Origin of the sequence: Streptomyces niveiscabiei, from assembly GCF_001419795.1 — a bacterium.
GTDB classification, from domain to species: Bacteria; Actinomycetota; Actinomycetes; order Streptomycetales; family Streptomycetaceae; genus Streptomyces; species Streptomyces niveiscabiei.
In genome coordinates this window covers 1-1,906 of the sequence record NZ_LIRL01000205.1, presented here as the reverse complement: position 1 = coordinate 1,906, position 1,906 = coordinate 1, and the positions used below count along the sequence as shown (strand labels likewise).

1 protein-coding gene is annotated in these 1,906 nt (G+C 69.9%); it reads right to left on the bottom strand.

Features of this window, described 5'->3' with window-relative positions; genetic code table 11:
* On the bottom strand, positions 1-1,906 hold a 1,906-nt coding region (locus AOK24_RS11605), incomplete at both ends, for a condensation domain-containing protein (RefSeq protein ID WP_159051843.1).

The following is a 1,906-nucleotide window of genomic DNA, read 5'->3' as shown; positions in this document are numbered from 1 at the left end:
GCGCCTCCGTCTGCTCCGCGCTCAGCGCCACTGTGACGAACCGCTGTGCGGCAACCGTGTTGTCGCCGCCCGGGTGGTCCACGGGCAGCTCGACGTGCGCGGCCTCCGTGACCGAACGCCAGTACTCCGCCTGGCCGTTGAAGTCATGGCGGCCGAGGCGGTCCGCCCACTGACGGATCGAGGTCGTCTTGGGGCCGAGGTCGACAGCCGCACCGGACACGGCCTGCTCGTAGGCACGCTGGAGGTCTTCCAGGAGGATGCGGAGCGAGACGCCGTCCATCACCAGGTGGTGCGCGGTGACGAAGAGCCAGGCAGGGTGGGCAGGGCCGCGTCGGCCGAGGAGTACGCGGAGCAGGGGGCCTCGGTCGAGGTTCAGGCCGGACTGCGCTGCGATGGCCAGCTCGCACCAACGGGCTTCCGCATCCGGGGAGTTCGGCAGGTCGTGGATCTCCAGTACGTCCTGTGCGTCTGCGGCGGCGCGCACTTCGGAGGTCCAGTGGGAGCCGTGGCGGGTGAACACCGTGCGGAGGGCGTCGTGGTGGTTCAGCAGGGCGGCGACGGCGGTGCGTAGCGCGTCCGCGTCGGTGTCGGGGGCGGTCTCGAACGCCAGTGACATGTTGAAGTGGTGCGGTGCCACGGGATGCGTCGCGAAGAACCACTCCCGGACAGGGGTCGGGGCCACCGGGCCCGAAACCACGCCCTGTTCCGCACACGTCCCGTCGACAGGGGCCACGCCTGTCGCCAGACCGGCGACCGTAGGACGCGTGAACACATCGCGGGAGGACAGGCCCAGACCCGCGCGACGCGCCCGCGCCACCACCTGGAGACTGAGGATGGAGTCGCCGCCGAGGTCGAAGAAGTTGTCGTGCACACCGACACGTTCGACACCGAGGACGTCCCGCCAGACAGCCGCGAGAGTCTTCTCGACGGGAGTGCGGGGGGCCGCGTACTCCTGGTCGGTGGACAGGTCGGGGGCGGGGAGGGCTTTGCGGTCCAGCTTGCCGTTCGCGTTGAGGGGGAGGGCTTCGAGGGGGACGAAGGCTGCCGGGATCATGTACTCCGGGAGGGTCGCGGCCAAGTGGGCACGGACCTCGTCCACCGGCGCGTCCGCAACCAAGTACGCCACGAGGCGCTTGATGCCCGGCTGGTCCTCACGGGCCAGCACCGCCGCCTGGGCAACGCCCTCGCAGCGGGTCAGCGCGGCCTCGATCTCACCGAGTTCGATCCGGTGGCCGCGCACCTTGACCTGGTCATCGCCACGGCCCGCGTACTCCAACGCCCCGTCGGGGCGCCAGCGGACCACGTCACCCGACCGGTAGAGGCGCCGGCCCGCCACAAACGGATCCGCCACGAACCGCTCCGACGTCAATCCAGCCCGGCCGTGGTAGCCACGGGCGACGCCCTGGCCGCCGATGTACAGCTCACCCCACACACCGGTCGGAACAGGGCGCAACCGGGAGTCCAGGACCTGGAGCTGCTTGCCGGCCACCGGGCCACCGATCGGCACCACCGCACCAAGTGGCTGATCCACTCGGCCACCGAACCACCCGGCCGCATACACCGTCGCCTCGGTCGGCCCGTAGATGTTCGCGATCCGGGCCTCCGGAAGCACCTCCCCGATACGTTCGGCAAGACTCACCGGAAACGCCTCACCCGCCAGCACCACATGCCCGGCAGACACCCCCACACCCTCACCAAGCACCGCCGCAAGAGCCGACGGCACCGCCGACACCAGACTCCCCGACCACCCATCACGCTCAGCCAGCTCCAGCACATCCCGCGCCACATCCACCGTCCCACCCGCAGCCAACGTCCCGAACAACTCGAACACCGACACATCGAAATTGAGCGACGTCGAGAAGAACGTCCGCGAGAACATCCCCTCACCCAGCGACACCGCCCAGTC